The sequence below is a fragment of the Acidobacteriota bacterium genome (assembly GCA_018268895.1).
In the GTDB taxonomy this organism is placed as follows: domain Bacteria; phylum Acidobacteriota; class Terriglobia; order Terriglobales; family Acidobacteriaceae; genus Edaphobacter.
This window is the reverse complement of sequence record JAFDVP010000013.1, coordinates 153,731-175,199: the sequence shown is the minus strand read 5'-3', so window position 1 is coordinate 175,199 and position 21,469 is coordinate 153,731. Positions and strand designations below refer to the sequence as shown.

Genomic DNA, 21,469 nt, shown 5'->3' with positions numbered 1-21,469 from the left:
CGATTCAGAAGCCGCTGCGCCTATGCAGCGCAAATTCAGCGATGCGTTATCTCGCTAATTACCTTTGCACATGAATCAGTGCGTGAGCGCGATGGCAATGACGCCGGCGGGTTGCGTGCCGGACGTCGTGCTGGTTGCGAGGTTCAGCTTGCCGAGCGTTGTCGCGTCGTAGCTGTACATGGAGAGATCGGGGCTTCCGCCGTTCGCTCCCGCGAGGAGGTACTTGCCGCTCTTGTCGACGCCGAGCGAAGTGACGCCCGTTCCGCTGGCATATGGTGACCCGCTGAGAGCAGTGAGGGACGAGCCGGTTCCGATAGAGTAGCCGGAGATGTTGCTATCGCCACGGTTGGCCACGTAGACGTACTTGCCTGTCGAATCGATGACGACGGAGCTGGGCTGGTTACCGGCAGCGAAGGGTGAACCAGCGATAGAGTTGAGAACTCCGCCTGCACCGATCGTGTAGACGCCGAGGCCTCCGTTGGTGCCGCTGCGCGCTATGTAGAGGTATGCCCCGGTGCTGTTGATGGCCAGCGCATTGTCGCTGGTGGTATCGGCCGGCTTGAGGTACTGGCTGTTGACGACTGCGCCGGTGCTTGTGTTGAGGGTGAAGACGATATCGCCTGCCGTCCCTAGCGCGATAAACACCAGGTTTCCGGTGGGCGAAACCTTGACCTGTTTGGGTACAACCGTTCCGGTTGAAGCCGAGTAAGGGGTTGCGGCGACTACGGACAAGGCTCCGGTGGAGGAGTTGATCTGGAACTGATCGAGCACGGTCTGCGTATTGTCGAGCCCAAAGAGCCACTGGCCATCGGGCGAGACATCGAGCGAGACGACATTGACAGCCGCCACGGCCGCGCCTGAGCTGGGTGCACTCAACGAGCCATCGGAGCTGATCGTATACATGTAAATCGCACCCGGTCCAGCGACGTAGATGAAGTTATTGTTCGGCGTAACGGCGGCAGCGATGGGAACGTATCCGAGCGAGAGCGGCGAACCGGAGACCGCGGAGAGTGCAGCCGTACCGATGGTGAAGCCGGAGAGCGAGTTGGTCGCCGAGTTTGCAACGTAGACGCGGTTGCTACCAGTGGTGCCACCGCCACCGGTTGGCGGGATGAAGAACTGTCCGCAGCCTGTAAGCGCGATGGCCAATGTCACGATGGCAATAGAGAAGATTGCTGCCGGTTTGCGGCGCTTATCCCGGTCGTGCGGCTGATTTGCTGACAACGTCACTTCGGCCATCTCCCAACAATATCCTCTTCTATAATCGGCGGCATGCTTTCAGAAAAACCCTTGCGCCTTCTCGGCGCCTTCACTTTTCTCTTCGTCGTATCTGCGATTGAACCGCAGTTGGCTCATTCATTCGACGGCGCACAGGCGAAAACGGCACCCGCAACTTCGTCACTTGAGAACGAGGTGAGGGCCGACATGGATTTTCTGGCCTCGGATGAGATGCACGGGCGCGGCTCGGCGACGCGCGATGAACACCTGGCCGCAATGTTTGCCGCCGCGCAGTTCGAGGCGCTGGGCCTTGAGCCGGGTGGCGACAGTGGGACGTTCGTTCAAAAAGCCGCGCTGCCCAGCCCCCTGCCGGCGCGGCTGCAACAGCGTTTGTCGAAGTTTGAAGATGTGCCGCGCAAGGAGACTTGGAACGCGGTGGCCATCCTTCGCGGCAGCTCCGCGCCGGAGCAGACGATTCTGCTGACGGCGCATCTCGATCACCTGGGCATGGCGGCTTCGGGAACGGGCGACACCATCTATAACGGCGCCGACGACGATGCCTCCGGCACGACCGCCGTGCTGGCGCTTGCGCACATGCTGGCGTCCGGGCCGCGTCCGAAGCGCACGATCGTCTTCGCGCTGTTCGGCTCGGAGGAGATCGGGGGCTTCGGCAATGCCGCTTTTCTGGCGCACCCGCCGGTTCCCTTGACGAGTATCGTGGCTAACCTCGAGTTTGAGATGATCGGCCGGCCGGACTCCGCTGTGCCTGCCGGAACGCTGTGGCTCACGGGCTTCGACCGGTCGAACCTGGGCCCGGAGCTGGCAAAGCACGGAGCGCACCTGGTCAACGACCCTCACCCGAAGGAGCACTTCTTCCAGCGCTCGGACAACTATGCTCTCGCGCTCAAGGGGATTGTCGCGCATACGGTCTCGAGCTTTGGGCTGCACCACGACTACCACCAGGTGTCGGACGAGGTGCGGACGATCGACTTCGCACACATGACGAACGCGATTCAATCGATGGCGGGCCCGATACGCTGGCTGGCGGATTCGAACTTCAAACCGGAGTGGAATGCGGGAGGAAATCCCCAGACGAGCTCTCCGGCCAGCAGCCACTAATACAGGTCCTTCGACTGCGGGTTCGCAAAAGCGCGAACCCTTCGCTCAGGATGACAATATCCTGGCGAGGCGCAAAGCAAAAGGCACGGCTTATGCTGTGCCTTTTGCCTTCGTCCGAACGACAGATTTATGCGACAGCTTCTACCGGTGTGGGTGCGGCCTTCTCGGAGTCGAGCACGACGCCGATGGCGTGAATGACGGAGGTGACGCGGATGGCTGCGTTGATCAGTTCCTCGGTTGCTCCCTTTTCGCGCAGCACGCGCTCGTGCGAGTCGACGCACTTGTCGCAGGCGTTGACGGCGCTGACGACCAGGCACCAGAGTTCGAAGTCAACGTGATCAACCTTGTGGCCGCGCAGGACGTTCATGCGCAGACGCGACGGCAGCGTGGCGTACTTCTCGTTCTTAGTGAGGTGGTGGAAGCGGTAGTAGATGTTGTTCATGCCCATGATCGCCGCGGCGGCCTTGACGGCATCGATGGCATCGGCGCTGAGACCTGCTGCCTGGGCTTCGGCAAATGCAGCAGCCGTCAGCTCCTGGTTTCTGGTGGCGATGGCCGAGGCGATGACCGTCCCCCAGAGTTGCTGTGGCGTCAGCTCGGTGTTCTGCTTTACCAGCGACGAGTAGTTGAGCTTCAGGTCTTTTGCATAGGCCGGCAGGGTGCCGGTCAGGTCTTCCATGGACATGATTTTTCTCTCTTCCCTCAACAGCTATCGAGCGGGCTTTCAGCCCTCGTACCGGCTGTGTTGGACCCAAACCTGGGGCTAACGCCCCAGGCTGGTATCTTACGGGCCTTCGGCCCTCGACGGATGTATTCTGCACCTTTGTGATTAGGCCAGCGTGGCTTCGCCCTTCTGCCAGTTGCAGGGGCATAGCTCGTCGGTCTGGAGCGCGTCGAGCACGCGGAGGACCTCCTGCGGATTGCGGCCGACGGAGAGGTCTGTGACGTAGATGAAGCGGATGATGTTGTCGGGATCGACGAGGAAGGTTGCGCGCTGGGCGACGCCGGCCTTCTCGTCGAGGATACCTAGCTGTCCGCTGAGGTCTCGCTTGATGTCCGACAGCATGGGGAAGGGCAGGTTCTTCAGGTCTTCGTGATGCGTGCGCCATGCGGCGTGGACGTACTCGTTATCGGTGCTGGCGCCGAGAACCTGGCAGTCGCGGTCGGCGAACTCGCCGTTCAGCTTGCCGAAGGCGGCGATCTCCGTCGGGCAGACGAAGGTGAAGTCCTTGGGCCAGAAGAAGAAGAGCTTCCACTTGCCGGGGTAGGTCTCACCGGTGATGGTTTTGAAAGCCTTGGTCTCGTCCTTCTCGGTGGAAACAGTGGCAGTGAGCTCGAAGTCGGGGAACTTCTCTCCAATTTGCAGCATGTCAGTTAATTCCTCTCTCTGTTGTTTGTTATGAACTTCGTTGAATACAGCTTTTTGGCGCAGCGAGTCCGTTGCGGGATTTCCCTCTTTCCGGGCCATCCTGCTTGCCTGCATCAGTTAGTGTTCTTACCGCCTACGGCAATTCACGAGGTCTGCTGACACTTTGCGCAGAGACCGATGACATCGACGGCGTACCTCTCCACCAGGAACCCGTCGGCCAGTTTGCGGCGAGCGGGACTGAGCCCGAGCTCCTTCTCGCCGATGTCGGTAATGGATTTGCATCGGGAGCAGACCATGTGATGGTGCTCCCTGCTGTTCATCTCGACGCGCACGGAGCCATGGTGCACGCTCATCTTGCGGAAGATGCCGCTCTCCACAAAGAGATGGATGTTCTTGTAGACGGTGGCCAGCGAGATGGCCGGCACCTTCCTCTTCACCCGGGCGTAGACCTCCTCCGGGCTTGGGTGACCTTCCATCCCCTGCATGACCTGATACAGCACCTGACGCTGATGCGTCATGGCAATGCCGTGGTCGGCGCAGAGTTGGCGGAAGGTTTGCTCCACGGATTTGAGTATACAGCAAAAGACGATAAAGATTATCGTTTGATAAGTCTGGTTATCCACAGGATGCTACTCAACCGCTCCATTTCCAACGATTGCTTCCGCGCGCTGCTATTCTTAGCAACGAACACCAACAGGAGAAGGACAAGAGAACCATGATCGATCTCAAGGGCAAAGTCGCCGTCATCTTTGGATTGGCCAATAAGCGCAGCATCGCCTGGGGTATCGCCCAGAAGTTGTCGGAGGCGGGAGCGACGCTTGCGATCTGCTACCAGAACGAGCGTCTGAAGCGCGACGCCGACGAGCTTGCGGGGTCGCTGCCCGATGCGAAGACTTTTCAGTGCGACCTTTCCGTGGACGCCGAGATCGACACTCTCTTCACCGCGTTGAAGGACACCTACGGGAAGCTGAACATCCTGGTGCACGCCGTTGCGTTTGCTCCACCCGACGAGATCAAGAACGACTTCATCTTCACCAGCCGCGAGGGCTTTCGCATCGCGCACGATGTAAGCTCGTATACGCTGATCGCGGTCACGCGCGCGGCGGTTCCGCTGATGACGGAGGGTGGCAGCATCATGACGCTGACCTACTACGGCTCGCAGAAGGTCTTCCCGAACTACAACGTGATGGGACTGGCGAAGGCTTCGCTCGAGGCGGGAGTACGCTACCTGGCGGCCTCGCTGGGCGCGAAGAACATTCGCGTGAATGCGATTTCAGCCGGACCGATCAAGACGCTGGCAGCGCGAGGCATCGGGGACTTCACCAAAATTCTTACCGCTGTTGAGGAGCGCGCGCCGCTGCATCGCAACATCGACCAGCTTGAGGTGGGCAACGCCGCGCTGTTTCTGGCGAGCGATCTTTCGAGCGGGATTACCGGCGAGATCACCTACGTAGATGCCGGATACAACGTAACCGGGCTGTAACAAAATTATCGTCTCTGCTGACAGGATGCTGTCAGCAGGTCACAGCTATCCTTCGCCTGCATTACGAAAGGACATCTATGAAAATCTCTGAGCTTCTTCTTCAGGACTTCGACGCCGAAATTTCGAACACACGCCGCACTCTGGAGCGTGTCCCCGAGGGGAAGAACGATTGGAAGTGTCACGACAAATCGATGGAGCTGGGCAGACTGGCCATACACTGCGCGACGCTGCCGCTGTTTGGTTCCTACATCATCCTGGACGATGGCATGGACATGGCGAATTCAAAACGTCCTCATTTCCCCATGGAGTTCACGACACGCGAGGCGGCGTTGAAGCAGCTCGACGAGTGCGCGAAGGCCTGCCGCGAGGCCATCGCTGCCGCGTCGGATGAAACGTTATCGGCGAAGTGGAGGTTCAGCTTTGGAGAGCACCTGATCTCGGAGTTGCCGCGCTCGACGACCTTCCGCATGATGTGCTTCAACCACCTGATTCACCACACGGCGCAGCTTGGGGTTTATCTGCGGCTGAACGATCTTCCTGTGCCCGCGCTGTATGGCCCTTCGGCTGACGAGCAGTGGGCGGCGGAGTAAGGCCTTCTGGGAAAAAGACACAGCAATCAGGGCAATTTCCCTTGAGGTGTAGCTCATATCCGAGAACGTATTGTCGCGCCTTCGCTCTGGTTGATCGTCGGCCTGTAAGCCTGGGCCTTCGGCCCAGGCTGGTATGTTGGCGGGCCTTCGGCCCTGAAAGCAGGAACTACATCTATGAGGAAACGGCTCTAGAAAACAGCTATAGTCTCGGTTTTCAGGAGGCGCCGCGGTTGAGCACCATGGCGTCGAACCTGTATCTGACCCTGAAGCCTGATGAGGCGTACAGCTCCACCGCCTGGCGGTTTGCTTCGGTGACGGTGAGCGTGATGGCGGAGAATCCCGCAAGCAGCAGTTGCGCCATGGCGTGGTCGAGCAGAACCCGCCCCAGGCCGTGTCCGCGTCCCTGGGGAGCGACGCAGAGCTGCGTGATGTGCGCGACCTCCGGTGCAACGCGGGAGCAGAGCAGCATTCCTATCAGATGCCCGGTGGCGCGGTCCACAAGCAGCCACGATTGTGTGGCATCGAAGACGCCGCATCCGGGAAAGCGCACGATGTTGTGGAGAAAACGCAGCGAGCCGTGCAGGGAGCAGTACTGGTCGTTGATCTCGGCGTCGATGTGACCGGCATAAGAGGCGTGGATCAACTCGGCGGCCGCCTGGTAGCAGGTGGAGGACCAGGCGACAAGCTCGATGCCCGGCGGCAGGGTGCGCGCCCGCGTGGAGGCTGCCTCGGCCAACATGGTGCGGCTGAGGTTGCATTCCATAAACAGCCTAGGATGGCGCGCGAACCCGGCCTCTATAAAACTTTCGTCGATGGAACCGGAGTCGTAGAGAAGCAGCTGCGACTCGACGCGCTCGATATTCGGGGAGTGCTCCAGAAGCTCGATCAGCCGGTGCAGCAATATCTGGGTGATCAGCAGACCCTGCTCTGGGTCGGCTGCAATGGAGTAGGCGTCGCCCACCACGGCCTTGTGTCCTTCGTAGACGCAGAAGGTGTAGCCGCAGATCTTTCCGCGATCGAGTGCGACGAAGCCGGGCAGGATGCGCGAGTCCAGATACTGCAGCAGCAGCTCGGTGGAGCTGCGATAGTCCCAGCGCAGCCTCTGTTCCCACACGCGGGCCTCGCCTTCGAGCAGCGGGCGAAGCTGGCGCGCTGAGAAGTGCCTCAGGTCGAGGACTTCGATTTGTGTGGCAGCAACAGGCATGGGAGTCGCAGAGCTTTCACGCGAAAAAAGTCTGCGTAGAGATTATCGGAAAATTCACGGCTGCGAGCGAGCGATTTGGCGGGATGGACTCTCACTCATCAGTGGCGGCGCATAGACCACGGATCGTTCAAGGACGGGCCTCGACGCGATAGACCTCAAGCCCCTGCGAGTCGTAGAGAAAGAGCGGCTTGTAGACCCTGCCGGCAAGCAGGTGGTCCAGGCTTGCCGTTTCGTTCGCCTTGATGACGAGCACATGCTCGCCTGCGGGGACGCCGTCGGAGTCGTAGTGCACGAGCGGCTCGTTGCGGTAAAAGGCGAGCCCGTAGTCGATATCGCGCTTGACCGATTGCAAGGCCACGACCTTTACATCGGGGGCCTGCTTTGCGATCTCCTCGGCCAGGGGCCGCGCCGAATAGTTGATGTCGAGGTCCCTGCCGTGGAAGCCCAGCAGAAAGACGAGCACGGCGACAACCGGCAGCAGGGTCGCATTCGATATCTGCGAGAGTCCCCAGCGGCGAACGATGAGGAAGACCAGCGCCGCGAAGAACAGCGCCGCCGCCGCCGCCGAGACCAGCCATACCGTCGAGGGAACCAGCGTCTCGTACTTCATATGCTGAGGGGCCAGCGTCAGCACAAAGACGGGGACCGCGCACATGGCCGCGTGCGACCATAGCAGCCAGCGCGGCAGGCCCTGGCGGCGAATACGGTTCAGATAGTCGGCTGTGAGGATGGTGAGCGGCGGGATGGAGGGAAGGATGTAGCCGGGCAGCTTGGAGCCGGAGAAGGAGAAGAAGACGATGGGAAACAGTGCCCACAGGACCAGGAACTCCGGGAAGGCGTCGCCGGCGCGCGTGTGACCGAGGTAGCGCTTCGGATTGTGCCTGACCTTCCACTCGGCGATAGAGACTTCGATCGAGTCGATGAGCGCGCGGATGGCGACCACCGTCCAGGGCATGAGCGCGATGACCAGCACCGCGACGTAGTACCAGAACGGCTGGTGGTGCTGGTAGCGATTGGTGGCGAAGCGCTCCAGGTTGTGCTCTTTAAAGAAGACGCGGAAGAAGGTCGGGTTGTGGCGCTGCACTGCAATAAACCACGGCAGCACCATGGCAAGGTAAAGCGCAATTCCGGGGAGCCAGATGGTGCGGCGCAGCAGCGACCACTCGCGCCGCAGCCCGGCGAAGAGCAGGATGATGGCAAGCGCGAGGAAGGGCGCCACGGGGCCCTTGGCCAGGGTCGCGGCCGCTCCGAAGAAATAGAGATCGAAGAGCCAGAACTTCTTGCCGGTCTCATACCAGGCATACCAGCCGAGCATGCCGATACAGAAGGGCGCGGCGAGCTGCATGTCGGTGGAAGCTCCACGGGAGAAACTCACCATTCCCACGCACGAGGCCGTAATCAGCGCGGCATCGAGATGCCCGCCGGGACGGAACCGCCGCATATGCAGAAAGATCAGGACGATAAGAGCAAAGGCGCCTGAGGAGGAGGGCAGGCGGGCCGACCAGTCGGAGACGCCGAACTCCTTGAAGAAGCCCATGGCGCGCCAGTAGTAGAGAGCCGGCTTCTCCAGCCAGGGCTGGCCGTAGAGAATGGGCGTCACCGTCCCGCCTTCAAGACAGTGATAAGACGCTTTCAGGTCGGCAAGCCGGAGGCTGTGCGGAACGATCTTCGCATTCACGGCATGACACGCCTCGGAGTGCGCCTCCAGCATCTCGCGGGCGATCTGCGCGTATCGCGGCTCATCCGCTCCGACCAGGCCAAGCTGGTCGCCCCCGAACGCAGGAACCAGACCGTAGAGCAGAAGAAATCCGCTGACGAGGACCAGAAGGAGCATCTCGCGCGTCACCGCGGCATCGGGATGGTTCCAGAGCCTTCGCAGCCAGCCAGCCGATGAACGCTCACCGACCGCGACGCTTCCAGCGGGTTTTTGGAGATCGGTCATTTCAAGATTGGAGCGAGACAAGGCTAACAGAGTCCCGTCCGCAACTGGTTCAGAATACGCTCCGTAGCGACGGTCAGAGGGCCGTCGAGAGTGCATCCGCTGGCGCTGCGGTGACCGCCGCCGCCAAAGCTCTCAGCGACCTGCGCCACGTCGACCTTGCCCTTGCTGCGAATACTCAGGCGGTACTGGTCGAGCATTGGCAGCTCGCGGAGAAAGACTGCCGATTCGACTCCCGCGATGCTGATGAGATAGTTGACAACCCCCTCGCAGTCCTCGGCGCCTGCCCCGGCGCGATCCATGTCGAGGGTCGTTACCCAGCTCCAGGCCAGAGGGCCGTCAGTCCTCAGATTGGCGAGAGCTGTCCCCAGCAGGCGGAGCTTGCTCTCGGGGTTGGAGAAGTAGATGTCCCGCGCAATCTGGCTGGGACTGGCCCCATGGGCGGCAAGATCGTGCGCCATGGCAAAGGTGTCGGCGCTGGTGCTCGGGTAGGTAAACGATCCCGTATCCGACAAAACAGCCGTGTAGAGGCAGGTCGCCATGGAGGGCGTGATCTCCACCTTCGCTGCGACGGCAATGCGGTAGACCATCGCGGCGACGGCGCAGGCGTTCTCGTCGATCCAGTTGACGCTGCCGAACTCGCGTCCGCTGGCGTGGTGGTCGATATTGACCAGCAAGCGGCCCTCAAGACCGGCAAGCCCGGATCGGGGAATCCCATCGCACTCGAGAAGGATGGCGGGGACTGATAGATCCGGTTCGACCTCGCGGGCGTCGGCTACGTGGACAATCCTGTCCAGTCCGGGCAAGGTCTTGTAGATCGCGGGTATCTGATCGAGCAGAACGACCGTGGCCTGGTTGCCGAGCTGGTCGAGAATCTCAGCCATCGCCAACACAGAGCCGATCGCGTCGCCGTCGGGGCGGGCGTGCGAGGTAATCAGGAAGCGTCGATGCGAGCGAAAGGTCTCAAGCAGCGCTGCAATAGGGGCATCCATGCTCATGATCCGGTAGTCGCCTCGGCCGGCTGTACCGGTTTTTTCTCACGCTTGCGCATGCGCTCGAGCAGCTCGTTCATCCGTCCAGTCATCTTCTCCGACCGGTCGATAGCAAAGGTCAGGTCAGGGACATGCCTCACCCCCATGCGCTCCCTTAGCTGCGAACGGATGTAGGCACGCGCCGTCATAAGACCGGCGAGGGTCGACTCTTCCTCTTCTTCACTGCCCTGCACTGCAACATAGATACGGGCGGATTTTCCACCTGGAGCGAGGACGACGTCGGTGACGTAGCTGGGAGCGATGCGCGGGTCGGAGAGTTCTCCCTCCAGCATGGCCCCGATCTCCTCGGAGAATGTATTCGCAACTCGACTGCGGTGATGCGCTCTGGCTCTTTGCTCTGGCATAACGTGATTTCGGCCTGGTGAACGGTTGAGGATATCAAAAACAAACCGTTCGTTCTAATTTTATTTGGACGGTGGATTTCCTGCCGTGACGGTGGATATCTTTCAGTCCGGCTGCGAGAGTGTCTCGGCCCAGGAGTCGACGATCTGTGCTCCCAAACCGTTGGCGATGCGATGCGCAGCCTGATCAATCTGTTGCAGTTGCCCAGCCAAGTAGCTGTTGGAGCTTGAGATAACCGCTATTCCTATTGTAGCGCGGTTCCAGACCTCGCCGGAGTCCAGTTCGGCGATGGCGAGGTTGAAGGCGTGGCGCAGACGGTCTTTGAGGGAGCGAACGACCTGGCGGCGGTCCTTGATGGACTGGGCCTGAGGGATTTCGATCTCGATGGTCAGGCTGGCTATCGGCATCGTAAAGGCCCCCTACCTATCTTTTGCGCAAGGTTTTCATCTGATTGGATTTAGGCCTTAACCAAATCGCAAAGCATTGAGAGATAGAGACTTATATGCAAGGTATTGACAGGTTTGACGTCGATCTACGTTTACTGAAAATCCCACAAGGGTCTATATCTAGCCCAAAACACGATCTCGCCAGGATGGGGAATCCAATTCTGTTTCTCACACCTATTTTTCTGAACTACTCCCTTATTCATAACTTCTGAGACAGTGACCAGAGCGGAAGCCCATTCATTGCAATCCAGATATGCGACTCGATTGGGCTCAGAACCCAATCGAGGACCTTCTATTATGGCAAATTGCTTCGCGCCCAGCAGTACTTCAACTTGTGCGACTCCGTTGTCGTTAACCGTACCTACCGACACTTTTTGATCCTTGTCCCATGCGACTGTGATGTGTTGCCCCTTCATGGGCTTACCGGATTTTCCGTCGATTAGCCGGATCGTGAGAGTCTGAGCGAATATAAAGCCTGAGAAGATCTCGCAAACTAACAGAACTCGAATTGCGGCCAATATCACGTGGATTAAGTACCTCGTTCGATCATTCAACGATAGTTGCCAGATGCAGTGGCTCATCGAGCGAAAGCAGATTCCTCGGCTTCGCTCGGAATGACAATCCATCAGGACAACAAACAAACATCAAATGAAATCGACAGACAACAGCTCTGCGGTTCTGCAGCATTCTACTCGACGTGGTAGTTGGGGGCTTCGCGGGTGATGATGACATCGTGGACGTGGCTCTCGCGGAGGCCGGCTCCGGAGATGCGGATGAACTTTGCGTTCTGTTGCAGCTCGGGAATGGACGAGCAGCCGAGGTATCCCATGCCGGAGCGCAGGCCGCCGACGAGCTGGTAGACCATGCTTTCGAGCGGGCCACGGTGCGGAACACGGCCTTCGATGCCTTCGGGGACGAATTTGGCGAGGCGGTTGGAGGAGGCGTTTTCGCGCGCGGTGAGCGAGTGGCGCTCGGTCGAGGGGTCGGAGATGTCGTCCTTGCCCTGGAAGTAGCGCTCGCCTGATCCCTGCGCCATGGCGGATAGCGAGCCCATGCCGCGGTAGGCCTTGAAGCTGCGGCCCTGGTAGAGGATGGTCTCGCCCGGCGACTCATCGACGCCGGCGAAGAGCGAACCCATCATGACGACGGATGCCCCGGCGGCGATGGCCTTGGTGACGTCGCCGGAGTACTTGATGCCTCCGTCGGCGATGATCGGGATTCCGGTCTCGCGGGCGGCGCGGAAGGCCTCGGAGATGGCGGTGATCTGCGGCATGCCTGCGCCGGTGACCATGCGGGTGGTGCAGATGGAGCCGGGGCCGATGCCGACCTTGACCGCGTCCGCGCCTGCCTTCATCAGCGCGAGTGCGCCTTCGTAGGTGGCGATGTTGCCGGCCATCAGGTCTATCTCGGGGAAGCGGGCCTTGCACTCGCGGACGGCTTCGAGGACGCGGGAGGAGTGGCCGTGGGCCGAGTCGATGGCGAGGGCGTCGACGCGGGCGCGGACGAGCTCGGCGGCGCGCTCGAGGAAGTCGCCCGTCGCGCCGATGGCCCCGGCGACGCGGAGACGGCCCTGGGAGTCCTTGGAGGCGTTGGGGTACTTGAGTTTCTTCTGGATGTCCTTGACGGTGATGAGGCCCTTGAGCTCATAGCTGTCGTTGACGACGAGAAGTTTTTCGACGCGGTGCTTGTGGAGAATCTGCTCGGCCTGTTCGAGGGTGGTACCGACGGGGACGGTGATGAGGTTTTCCTTGGTCATCACGTCGGAGATGGGGATGTCGGTGCGGGAGACGAAGCGGAGGTCGCGGTTGGTAAGGATTCCGACGAGCTTTTTGTTTTTGGTGACGGGGACGCCGGAGATCTTGTAGCGGCGCATGACCTCGAGCGCGGCGGCGATGGGCTCCTCGGGAGCGATGGTGACAGGGTCAACGATCATGCCGGACTCGGAGCGCTTGACCTTGTCGATCTCGCCGGCCTGCTGCTCGATGGAGAGGTTGCGGTGGACGACACCCATGCCTCCCTGCTGCGCCATGGCGATGGCGAGGCGCGATTCGGTGACGGTGTCCATGGCGGCGGAGAGCAGAGGGGTGTTGAGGGAGATATTCCGCGTCAGCTGGGTCTGCGTGGAGACCTGGGTCGGGATGACTTCGCTGTAGGCAGGTACGAGGAGGACGTCGTCGAAGGTAAGCGCTTCGGGTACCGGGAGATTGATCATGTCGTTTTATAAGTCCCAAGGTGAGGGCCTCAAATAGAGGCGATGGCCGTTGGAGATTTAATATTCGATTGTAGGGGAGATGGTTGGGGTGGGGCAAGGTGGGGTGTTGCGGGTGGGATCGCGCTTTGCGCGATTGTCCCACCTTAGGCGCGGTAAGACTGCGCCGAAGATGGGGCACCCGGTCTGTTCCACACTCTAAATAGTTAAACTAAAAGAGATCAGTGGGGTGAGGCGAGCTCGTGGGTCTAACTCGAATGCTTGCTAAAATTTTTCTCAAGGCTGATCGATGACGGCGCTTCTGCGCGGTCGCCTTTGCAGCAGGAAAGAAGAAGAATGCCGCCTGAGAATACCGCTGACTCCGCGTTCGCCGTTCATGCGCGCGCCCTTGTCATCGACACCCACGCCGACACACCGCAGCGCTTCGTCGACGAGCAGTGGAACTTCACCGACCCGATCAACGGCGGCATGTTGAACTATGAGACGGCGCGAAAGGGCAACCTGAACGCGCAGTTCTTCTCCATATGGGTCGATCCGCATCAATACGCGGCAGAGAACAGCGCACGACGCACGCTGGAGCTGATCGATGGCACGCTGGAGCAGGTGCGCCGCGCGCCGGACAAGCTCGCGCTTTGTGTGACGGCCGATGAGATTGCCGCCGCGCATGACGAGGGGAAGTTCTGCGTGCTGATGGGCATCGAGGGCGGCCACTCCATCGAAAACTCGCTTGGCCTGCTGCGCGACTACTACCGGCTCGGCGTGCGGTACATGACACTGACGTGGTCGAACAGCAATGACTGGGCCGACTCGTCGGGCGACATCAACGACCCGGCGGTGAAGCATCACAACGGGCTGACGCCGTTCGGACGACAGGTGATCGCCGAGATGAACCGGCTGGGCATGATGGTGGACGTCTCGCACGTTTCGGACAAGACATTCTGGGACGTGATCGAGATAACGAAGGCGCCGATCATCGCGTCGCACTCTTCGGCGCGTGCACTGACGGAGGCACCGCGCAACCTGACCGACGAGATGCTGCGCGCGGTGGCGGAGAACAACGGCGTAGTGATGGTCAACTTCTACCCTGCCTTTATCAACGAAGAGTGGCGTGCGGCGTGGAATGCCTCGAGGCCGGAACGCCAGGAAGAACAGGCTGCGCTCAAGGCCGAGTACAGTGCCAAGGGGCTTCCCGTTCCGTTTGAGGCGTCGGACAAGATCGACCGCAAGTACGCGGCGATGATTGGGCGCGCTCCATTCAACTCGTTGATCGATCACTTCGATCACATCATCAAGGTGGCGGGCATCGACCACGTGGGTATTGGCACGGACTTCGACGGCTTTCCCATTCCGCCGGCGGAGATCGACTCGGCCGCCGATCTGCCGAAGGTGACGGCGGCGCTGATGGCCCGCGGGTACACCGCTGCCGATATGACGAAGCTGCTCGGCGGCAATCTGCTGCGTGTCTTCCGCGCCGTGGAGGATGCGCAGGAGAAGCCTCCGGTGATCGTTCCGGGGCGATAGCGGCTTCCCATGCACTCATTGCCGTCGCATTGCCGCATCGATGCGAGTGAGATAGCCTGTTTTATGGAGTAGAACTTCCGCATGACGCTTCGTTTTCTCGCACTCGCAGTTGCACTCGGCACGCAGGCATTGGCCCAGACTCCGCAGACATCCCCTGCCTCGCAGACGGTCCCGGCTTCGTCGCAGGCTTTGCCGGATGCACCGTCGACGACCTCGAACGCGAAGCCGCCCGTGGTTCCTACCGGGCCAACGGCCGTGATCGACACGACGATGGGCCGCCTCACCTGCAAGCTGTACGACACGCAGGCCCCGGTGACGGTGGCCAACTTTATCGGACTGGCCGAAGGAACAAAAGACTGGACCGACCCGGCGACGCTCAAGAAGCAGCACGGCATGCCGTTCTACAACGGAACCACGTTCCACCGCGTGATCCCGAACTTCATGATCCAGGGCGGCGACAAGGCCGGTAACGGCACGGGCGACCCGGGTTATTTCTTCAAAGACGAGTTTGACCCATCGTTGACCTTCGACGAGCCCGGCCGGCTGGCCATGGCGAACTCCGGCCCAAACACAAACGGATCGCAGTTTTTCATCACCGAGGCGCAGGTCGAACAGCTCAACGGGAAGCACACGATCTTCGGGCAGTGCGACGCCCACAGCGTGCTGCTGGTCGCATCGATCGCGCGGGTCTCGCGCAACGCCGACGACAAGCCTGTTACACCTGTGGTCATCAACAAGATCACCATTGTGCGCGAAGGGCAGCCGATGCCGCCTGAGCCTGCGCTTCCGCCGGCCGCGCCGCCAACACCGTAATTTCTCGCCTCCCCCATCTCTGACGGAGAGGCCCTCGCTACCAACTACTCACCATCACAAGGAGAACAACATGGCACGCAAGCCAGGAACCTACGCAACCTTCAAGACATCTGAAGGCACCATCGTCACCGAGTTGTTTGAGAAGGACGCACCGGAGACCGTCGCGAACTTCATCGGTCTCGCCGAGGGCACGAAGAGCTGGGAGAGCCGCAGCAAGAAGGGCGACAAGCTGTACGACGGCACCATCTTCCATCGTGTGATTCCCGAGTTCATGATCCAGGGCGGCGATCCCGAGGGCACAGGCATGGGCGGCCCCGGCTACAAGTTCGCCGACGAGACGCGCGGTTCGAAGCACGGCTTCCAGGAGAAGGGCAAACTCGCGATGGCGAACGCCGGTCCCAACACCAACGGCTCGCAGTTCTTCATCACGGTCGCGCCGACGGGGTGGCTCACCGGCAAGCACACGATCTTCGGCGAGGTGGTCGAGGGCTACGACATCGTCGAGAAGATCTCAAAGGTCTCGCGCGATGGTATGGACCGTCCGAAGACCCCGGTTGTGCTTGAGTCGGTCACGATCGAACGCGTCGCTTAAAACTTGCTTCAAAACAATGAATGAGCCCGCCGGCATGGCGGGCTTTCTCATTTGGAGCAACAGTTGCCGATCCACATTATCCAGCCGTATCCAACCACTGCTCCCACGCGGTGAGGGCGCGTTCGCACTGGATGCGGTGGCGCTCCTTCTTGTCGCGGATTTTTTTGCGCAGCTCCTCTTCGAGCGGCGGCAGCAGGTCGAAGGTGATGTTGGCGGGCTGAAAGTTTTTCTTCTCGCTGTGGGTGATGTAGTGGGTCAGCGATCCGTTGGCGCTGAGCCGTGGCGCAGGGGTTGGAGTGCGGCCCTGCGCGAGCACGGCGGCGAAGCGCCCCGCGAGAAGGCCGCCTGCGATGGACTCGGTGTAACCCTCGACTCCGCTGAGCTGGCCCGCGATGAGGATGTTGGGGTGCTGCTTGAGCTGCAAGGTTTCGGTGAGCACACTGGGCGCGTTGACGTAGGTGTTGCGATGGATCTGCCCGTAGCGGAGGAACTTTGCGTTCTCGAGGCCGGGGATCATGCGCAGGACGCGGGCCTGCTCCCCGTACTTCATGTGGTTCTGGAAGCCGACGAGGTTGTAGGAGTCGGCGCGGAGGTTCTCCTGCCGCAACTGGACGACGGCGTAGGGCCACTTCCCTGTCCTGGGATTGGTGAGACCGGCGGGCTTCATGGGGCCGAAACGAAGGGTATCGCGGCCTCGGCGCGCGGTTTCCTCGATGGGGAGACAGCCTTCGAAGTATCTGGGCTGTGGGTTGGGGTTCGAGGCGGGACTTAAATGCAGGTCCTTCGGCTCCGCTGCGCTTCGCTCAGGATGACAATTCTGGGGGTTGGGGCTTGCGGTGGGGATTTGCTCCCACTCTTTGGCGGGGACGGTCTCGGCGGCGGTGAGGGCTTCGAGGAAGGTTTCGTACTCCTCCTTGGTGAAGGGGCAGTTGATGTAGTCGGCGGTGCCTTTGTCCCAGCGGGCGGCGAGGTAGACCTTGTCCATGTCGATGGTGCTGGCGTCGACGATGGGGGCGATGGAGTCGTAGAAGGCGAGTTGCTCGGAGCCGGTGAGGCGTTGCAGCTCGGCGGCGAGAGGCGGTGAAGTGAGCGGGCCGGAGGCGAGGACCGTGATCTCATCAGCGATCTCATCCAGTATTCTCACCTCTTCGCGGACGACAGTAATGCGTGGGTGCTGAGCGATCAATTCGGCGACGCGGCGCGAGAACTCGATGCGGTCGACGGCGAGTGCGTGACCTGCGGGAACGGCGGAGGCGTCGGCGGCGGCGAGGAGGAAGGAGTTGGCACGGCGCATCTCCTGCTTGAGCAGCCAGGGGGCGGAGTTTTCGCTCTCGGACTTGAGGGAGTTCGAACAGACGAGCTCGGCGAAGTCGGACGTTTGATGGGCTTCGGTGGAGCGTGCGGGGCGCATCTCGTAGAGGGTGACCTCGCAGCCGAGCGAGGCGGCCTGGAGCGCGGCTTCAGGGCCGGCGAGGCCTCCGCCGATAACTTTGATTTTCTTCATGGATTCCGTGGTTCTTTCCTGACTACTTTGTATTGTCTCAGCCCACGGCGTACCGTACTTGAGGCACCTGTACTTATGGAGGATTCAGGGAACCGGCACCGGGTTGCGGGCGTATTGTTCTACCGGACGCTGCCGATTATGCGCCAACGAGGGTCGTCATGCTTTGCCTGATTTTGCTGGTCCTCTTACTAACCCGACGCTGCTGGTGGGGATACAGATGCTATCCCTTCTACTACGGAGCTTACCCCTATCCGTATGGGGCATATACTCCCTACGATCCGTACTGGCGGATGCGATATTACTGGGATGGTTATGGATACCGGAGATGCTACTGGTAGGCCGTTACGTGCCTGAGCCGGCGAGGGCCTGAAGCGCCTCTCCGTCGAGGCGCATAATGCGCCACTCACCCAACATGCCGGCACCCATGGACTCATAAAAATCGATCGCGAGCTGGTTCCAGTCGAGGACGTGCCACTGAAAACGCTCTCCGCGCTCGAGCGTGATCTGCGCCAGGCGGGCGAAAAGAGCCTTTGCAATTCCCTTACGGCGAAACTGCGGGCGGACGAAGAGATCCTCAAGGTGGATGCCGGCGTTGCCGCGCCAGGTGGAGTAGAAGTGGAAGTAGAGCGCCATGGCGGCGGGCTGTCCGTCCCACTCGGCGATCAGGCAGCCGAAGACGGGCCGGTCGCCGAAGCCGTCGCGGAGGAGGTCTTCGGCGGTGGCGATGGCGGCCTCGGGCTCTCGCTCGTACTCGGCCAGTTCGCGGATGAAGACGAGCATCTCGGGCACGTCGGCAGGAGTCGCAGGGCGGATGAGGAGCTTCGAGGACGCGGTTGCGTCATCCACCTGCGGCGATGGCTGCGATGTTGTCATTGCGAGTCCTTTGCATCCTTCTTGTCCGGGGCCGCTGAGGCCGAAGTCGTGGCGGTGGCCTTGAGCCATTTATTGAACGGGATGGAGAAGGCGAAGAGCTCCTTGCCGCCCTTGGTGTGGATCATCTTGACGTAGATTTCGGCATCTTTCAATGGTGGGTCGTCGAGGTCCTTGACGTCGTAGAAGAGATAGCCTGCAAGCGTCGAGTGCGGGGCAACGGTCGTGCCGGAGAAGCCGAAGTCGTTGTCGTCGTCGGTGATCTTTTTGTCTACCGGCGCATGATGGATCGGAAAGGGGATGAGCGGGACCTTGGTCCCCTTTGCCTGCTTGGTGCTGAAGAGGCGCCGGTTGAGATCGTCGAGGGTCGCGGCAGGCAGCTTGTCGTTGTTGGCGGTGATGAACTGCATCCGCACGTCGTTGAGGTCGAGCGGTGAGTCCGAGTCGTTGGTGATGATGACGCGGACGGGGATAAGCGAGTGCCGGATATAGGGAAGGCGGAAGAAATCGCAGTTCCGGGGATCGTTGCACGGATCGATGGCGATAGAGACGTGTTCCGCGGGATGCGTGTCGAAGGCCGGATACTGGTTTGCGGAGCGCACGGGAGGGGCCTTTTTACCTCCCGCAAAGGCTGTGGCGCTGACGGCGAGCAACACAGCGGATGTCAGCAGAAAGGTCTGCCGCAGAAGGGTTTTGTGGGAGTTCATCACCAAGTTGATTATCATCTTCGCTGGCGCACCTGGTAAAGCGAGGGAATGGGAAAGAGTGATTCTGGCCGTTGTTTTAGCTGTCTATAGCATGTTGCTCGCAATGGCGCTCGTAGTGGGTGCCCCGTGGTGGCTGGTGCGCATGGCGACCAGCGGACGATACCGGGCCGGGCTGGCAGGGCGCCTGGGGGTAATTCCGCAGGCACTCCGGCTGGCCGTGCGCGGGCAACGGGTGATTTGGCTACACGCGGTCTCGGTGGGCGAGGTCATGGCCGCAACTGAACTTGTACGGTCACTTCGCGCCGCACTGCCGGAATGGACCATCGCCGTCTCCACTACCACTGAGACGGGACAGAAGCTGGCGCGTGAGCGGTTCGAGGGTCTGCCAGTCTTCTATCTGCCTCTTGATTTCGCATTTGTCGTGCGAAGATATCTTCACCTCCTCAAACCTGAACTGCTGATTCTGATGGAAAGCGAGCTTTGGCCGAACCTGATGAACGAGTGCACGAGGGGAGGCGTAGCGGTGGCGGTGGTCAATACACGCATATCGGACAGGTCGTTGCCGCGTTACCTGCGGCTGAAAAGGCTGTGGCGTCCGGTTTTGCAGCAGGTGTCGCTGTTCCTGGCGCAGAGCGAGGAGAACGCCCGGCGGCTGGTACGGATCGGAGCACCAGCAGACAGAGTGCGCGTGAGCGGCAACCTGAAATATGACGTGAAGGCTGCTGGCGAGAGCCCGATGACGTCGCTCCTGCGCGAGCGGCTCCCGGCCGGGGCGAAGGTGCTGGTTGCGGGCAGCACGCTGGAGGGAGAAGAGACGCTGCTGCTGGAGGCGTGGCGGCAGATTGTGGAGGAGATTCCCGGCTCTGTCATGGTGTTGGCCCCGAGGCGCACGGAGCGGTTTCAGCCTGTGGCGGCGCTGGTGAGTGCGAGCGGCATCCGTGCAACAAGAGCGAGCGAGCTTCGCGGCAGCACAGAAAAGATTGCGCCGGGCAGCGTGGTGCTGCTGGACACGATCGGCGACCTGGCGTCGGTGTACTCGCTGGGCGACGTTGCGTTTGTGGGCGGCAGCTTGGTGCAGGCGGGAGGACACAATCCGCTGGAGCCAGCGCGGTTTCGCGTGCCGATCGTGATGGGACCGTCGTGTGAAAACTTCCGCGAGATGGTCGAAGCGATGAGAGCGGAGGACGCTCTCCGCATCGCAACGAAAGATACGCTGGCCGATGACCTGATGGAGATGATGCGTGGGGGCGGCAGCGTGCGGGCCATCGGCGAGCGTGGACGCGCGATCTTCAATGCACAGGCGGGCGCGACGGCACGGACGGTTGAGGCGCTTCTCGACCTGATGAGGCGGGACGCGGCATGAGCGCACGAAGACCATGGCTGGTTCCGCTGACTCCGCTCTATGCCGCCGTTGTGGTGGCCAAGCGGCGGATGTACCGGTGGGGCTGGTTGAAACAGAAGCATCTTCCGGTGCCGGTGATCAGCGTGGGAAGCGTGTCGGCGGGAGGCGCGGGCAAGACGCCGTTTGTTGCGATGCTGGCAGGCATTCTGCACCGCAGAGGCTATGAGGTCAGCATTCTGACGCGCGGGTACAAACGCACTTCGGAGGTGACGGAGCGCGTAGAAGCCTACGATGATCCGGAGTGGCACGGCGACGAGCCGGTGCTTCTGGCGCAGCAGTCGAACGCCCCGGTATTTGCGGGTGCAGACCGCTATGAGGCCGGGTTGATGGCGGAGCGGGACCAGGCGCAGGGCCGCATCGCCGTTCACCTGCTGGACGATGGATTTCAACACCTGCGTCTGGCCCGCAGCATCGATATTGCGCTGCTGACGCTGGAGGATGCGGAGGACACGCTGCTGCCCGCGGGAAATCTGCGCGAGCCGGTTTCGGCGCTCGGCGAGGCGCATGTGATCGTCGTCCGTGAAGAAGAGGCAGATGCGCTGAAGGGAGTCCTGAACGGGCTGCGCGACCGGGGGCACGGGTTTGCGACGTGGGTGATACGGCGGTCACTGACTCTGCTGGATGGAACGGAGGTGGTGACGCTGCCAACGCTGCCGCTGGCGTTCTGCGGCATTGCGCGCCCCGCGAACTTTACGAAGATGCTGACGGCATCGCGCTATGAACCGATGGAGACAATGGCCTTTGCCGACCATCAACTGTACGACGACAGCGATATGACTCGGTTGATCGGCCACGCTGAACAGATTGGGGCCAACGGATTTGTAACAACGGAGAAGGACGCGGTTAAAATCACGCCGGAGATGCGTGGGCGGCTCAGGGCGATTGGGCCGCTGATCGTTGCGCATCTCAAGGTCGAGTTGATTGCGGAGAAAGAGGCTGTGTCGCAGTTGGTGACGATGGTCGGGCAGCTCGACCGGCGCAAAGGGCGTTAGGGACACTGACGTTTATTCCTTACGATTTCATTCATCCCACCCTTCGCTGTGCGAAGGATGGGGCACCCGATGTTTGTTTCGGGCACAGGCGAAATAC

Annotated in this window: 21 protein-coding genes; 8 read left to right on the top strand and 13 right to left on the bottom strand. The window is 61.0% G+C overall.

Annotated features, from left to right (window positions below; translation table 11 throughout):
• Positions 1–75 precede the first annotated feature (75 nt).
• A complete protein-coding gene (locus JSS95_16725; protein MBS1801459.1) occupies positions 76–1,239 on the bottom strand; it encodes a beta-propeller fold lactonase family protein in 1,164 nt (387 codons plus the stop codon).
• 186 nt (positions 1,240–1,425) lie between these two features.
• Between JSS95_16725 and JSS95_16720 the strand changes: the two genes are divergently transcribed.
• Entirely contained in the window at positions 1,426–2,337 is a 912-nt protein-coding gene (locus tag JSS95_16720) for a M20/M25/M40 family metallo-hydrolase (protein MBS1801458.1), read from the top strand.
• A gap of 127 nt (positions 2,338–2,464) precedes the next feature.
• On the opposite strand, the gene JSS95_16715 is transcribed toward JSS95_16720, so the two are convergent.
• The 3 genes from JSS95_16715 to JSS95_16705 form a co-directional block, all read right to left on the bottom strand.
• A complete protein-coding gene (locus JSS95_16715) occupies positions 2,465–3,022 on the bottom strand; it encodes a carboxymuconolactone decarboxylase family protein (protein ID MBS1801457.1) in 558 nt (185 codons plus the stop codon).
• A 144-nt stretch (positions 3,023–3,166) separates the two neighbouring features.
• The gene (locus JSS95_16710) at positions 3,167–3,706 is read right to left on the bottom strand and encodes a peroxiredoxin (GenBank protein ID MBS1801456.1); all 540 of its coding nucleotides are present in this window, start codon (positions 3,704–3,706) and stop codon (positions 3,167–3,169) included.
• A 143-nt stretch (positions 3,707–3,849) separates the two neighbouring features.
• On the bottom strand, positions 3,850–4,224 hold the full coding sequence (locus JSS95_16705) for a transcriptional repressor (protein MBS1801455.1): 375 nt from the start codon (positions 4,222–4,224) through the stop codon (positions 3,850–3,852).
• Positions 4,225–4,421: 197 nt separating this feature from the next.
• On the opposite strand from JSS95_16705, the gene JSS95_16700 reads away from it, so the two are divergent.
• A complete protein-coding gene (locus JSS95_16700) occupies positions 4,422–5,189 on the top strand; it encodes an enoyl-ACP reductase (GenBank protein ID MBS1801454.1) in 768 nt (255 codons plus the stop codon).
• 77 nt (positions 5,190–5,266) lie between these two features.
• Complete coding sequence (locus tag JSS95_16695; GenBank protein MBS1801453.1) at positions 5,267–5,779, top strand: DinB family protein; 513 nt, start codon at positions 5,267–5,269, stop codon at positions 5,777–5,779.
• A gap of 214 nt (positions 5,780–5,993) precedes the next feature.
• Here JSS95_16695 and JSS95_16690 read toward each other — a convergent pair whose 3' ends face one another.
• The 6 genes from JSS95_16690 to guaB all read right to left on the bottom strand — a co-directional run bounded on the left by JSS95_16690 (position 5,994) and on the right by guaB (position 12,974).
• A complete protein-coding gene (locus JSS95_16690) occupies positions 5,994–6,983 on the bottom strand; it encodes a GNAT family N-acetyltransferase (GenBank protein MBS1801452.1) in 990 nt (329 codons plus the stop codon).
• Positions 6,984–7,110: 127 nt separating this feature from the next.
• Entirely contained in the window at positions 7,111–8,925 is a 1,815-nt protein-coding gene (locus tag JSS95_16685; protein ID MBS1801451.1) for a glycosyltransferase family 39 protein, read from the bottom strand.
• Positions 8,926–8,948: 23 nt separating this feature from the next.
• The gene (locus tag JSS95_16680; GenBank protein MBS1801450.1) at positions 8,949–9,920 is read right to left on the bottom strand and encodes a bifunctional oligoribonuclease/PAP phosphatase NrnA; all 972 of its coding nucleotides are present in this window, start codon (positions 9,918–9,920) and stop codon (positions 8,949–8,951) included.
• Positions 9,917–10,318: a 30S ribosome-binding factor RbfA gene (rbfA, locus tag JSS95_16675; GenBank protein ID MBS1801449.1), complete on the bottom strand. Its 402-nt coding sequence runs from the start codon at positions 10,316–10,318 to the stop codon at positions 9,917–9,919. Before rbfA ends, JSS95_16680 begins: the two co-directional genes overlap by 4 nt.
• A gap of 102 nt (positions 10,319–10,420) precedes the next feature.
• Positions 10,421–10,723 carry a DUF503 domain-containing protein gene (locus JSS95_16670; GenBank protein ID MBS1801448.1) on the bottom strand — a complete coding sequence of 101 codons (303 nt, stop codon included), beginning with the start codon at positions 10,721–10,723 and terminating at the stop codon, positions 10,421–10,423.
• A gap of 727 nt (positions 10,724–11,450) precedes the next feature.
• Entirely contained in the window at positions 11,451–12,974 is a 1,524-nt protein-coding gene (gene guaB / locus JSS95_16665) for an IMP dehydrogenase (protein MBS1801447.1), read from the bottom strand.
• Between the two features lie 333 nt (positions 12,975–13,307).
• Here guaB and JSS95_16660 point away from each other — a divergent pair, with 333 nt between their 5' ends.
• From JSS95_16660 to JSS95_16650, 3 genes are all read left to right on the top strand, one after another.
• Positions 13,308–14,492: a dipeptidase gene (locus tag JSS95_16660; protein ID MBS1801446.1), complete on the top strand. Its 1,185-nt coding sequence runs from the start codon at positions 13,308–13,310 to the stop codon at positions 14,490–14,492.
• A gap of 81 nt (positions 14,493–14,573) precedes the next feature.
• Entirely contained in the window at positions 14,574–15,305 is a 732-nt protein-coding gene (locus JSS95_16655) for a peptidylprolyl isomerase (protein MBS1801445.1), read from the top strand.
• A gap of 70 nt (positions 15,306–15,375) precedes the next feature.
• Positions 15,376–15,897, top strand: coding sequence for a peptidylprolyl isomerase (locus tag JSS95_16650; protein ID MBS1801444.1), 522 nt, complete (start codon positions 15,376–15,378; stop codon positions 15,895–15,897).
• Between the two features lie 76 nt (positions 15,898–15,973).
• On the opposite strand, the gene trmFO is transcribed toward JSS95_16650, so the two are convergent.
• The 3 genes from trmFO to JSS95_16635 all read right to left on the bottom strand — a co-directional run bounded on the left by trmFO (position 15,974) and on the right by JSS95_16635 (position 18,996).
• Positions 15,974–17,401: a methylenetetrahydrofolate--tRNA-(uracil(54)-C(5))-methyltransferase (FADH(2)-oxidizing) TrmFO gene (gene trmFO / locus JSS95_16645; GenBank protein MBS1801443.1), complete on the bottom strand. Its 1,428-nt coding sequence runs from the start codon at positions 17,399–17,401 to the stop codon at positions 15,974–15,976.
• A gap of 342 nt (positions 17,402–17,743) precedes the next feature.
• The gene (locus JSS95_16640; GenBank protein ID MBS1801442.1) at positions 17,744–18,274 is read right to left on the bottom strand and encodes a GNAT family N-acetyltransferase; all 531 of its coding nucleotides are present in this window, start codon (positions 18,272–18,274) and stop codon (positions 17,744–17,746) included.
• On the bottom strand, positions 18,271–18,996 hold the full coding sequence (locus tag JSS95_16635) for a hypothetical protein (GenBank protein ID MBS1801441.1): 726 nt from the start codon (positions 18,994–18,996) through the stop codon (positions 18,271–18,273). Before JSS95_16635 ends, JSS95_16640 begins: the two co-directional genes overlap by 4 nt.
• 73 nt (positions 18,997–19,069) lie before the next feature.
• Here JSS95_16635 and JSS95_16630 point away from each other — a divergent pair, with 73 nt between their 5' ends.
• Complete coding sequence (locus JSS95_16630; protein MBS1801440.1) at positions 19,070–20,341, top strand: 3-deoxy-D-manno-octulosonic acid transferase; 1,272 nt, start codon at positions 19,070–19,072, stop codon at positions 20,339–20,341.
• Entirely contained in the window at positions 20,338–21,372 is a 1,035-nt protein-coding gene (lpxK, locus tag JSS95_16625; GenBank protein MBS1801439.1) for a tetraacyldisaccharide 4'-kinase, read from the top strand. The genes JSS95_16630 and lpxK overlap by 4 nt, the downstream gene beginning before the upstream one ends.
• Positions 21,373–21,469 lie beyond the last annotated feature (97 nt).